General features: G+C 44.8%; 1 protein-coding gene. It reads left to right on the top strand.

Going from position 1 to position 747, the window contains the following annotated elements:
* A partial coding sequence (locus A4R26_RS09175; RefSeq protein ID WP_165760205.1) for an AMP-binding enzyme occupies positions 1 to 747 on the top strand: 747 nt, incomplete at both ends.

Below are 747 nucleotides of genomic sequence, written 5' to 3'. Positions count from 1 at the left end.
AGCGGTTATACAAAACAGGAGATTTAGGCCGGTGGCTTCCCGATGGTAATATAGAGTTTATAGGCAGAAAAGATGATCAGGTAAAGATCAGAGGTTATAGGATAGAGCTTGGAGAGATAGAGCATGCTCTGATAAAACATGCTTCCATAGAACAAGCGGTAGTCCTGGTTAAAGAGAACGAGTCAGGAGAAAAGGAGTTGGTTGCATATGTTACAGCCAACTCAGCGCAAAACACAAGTGATTTAAGGGGCTTTCTAAAAGAGATGCTTCCAGCGTATATGCTTCCTGCCTACTTTGTGCAGATTGAAGCAATGCCATTAACAGCTAATGGAAAAATAGACAAAAAATCCCTGTCAAACGTTGAAGGTCCGGGTCTATCCAGCGGGGTAGCATATGTAGCTCCAGGTACGGAGCAGGAAAAGGTTTTAGCCCTGGTATGGTCCGATGTTTTAAAAAGAGAAGGCATCGGCATCAGGGATAGTTTCTATAATCTTGGAGGCGACTCCATCAAGTCCATTCAAGTAGTAGCCAGGCTAAAACAGCAAGGTTACAGGCTTAAAGTGGAACACCTGCTGCGAACACCCGTGTTGGAAGAGCTAGCCCGGTTAATGGAACTGACAAGCCAGATTTCCGATCAACGTGAGGTGAGTGGTGAGGCGGTGCTAACCCCAATCCAGGAATGGTTTTTCAAAGCATCGGGGATAAAAGTACATGATCACTTTAACCAATCTGTTTTACTGCGCAGTA

This window comes from Niastella populi, from assembly GCF_002078015.1.
In the GTDB taxonomy this organism is placed as follows: domain Bacteria; phylum Bacteroidota; class Bacteroidia; order Chitinophagales; family Chitinophagaceae; genus Niastella; species Niastella populi.
The sequence above is the reverse complement of the archived record's forward strand: the minus strand, read 5'-3'. Positions and strand labels throughout refer to the sequence as shown.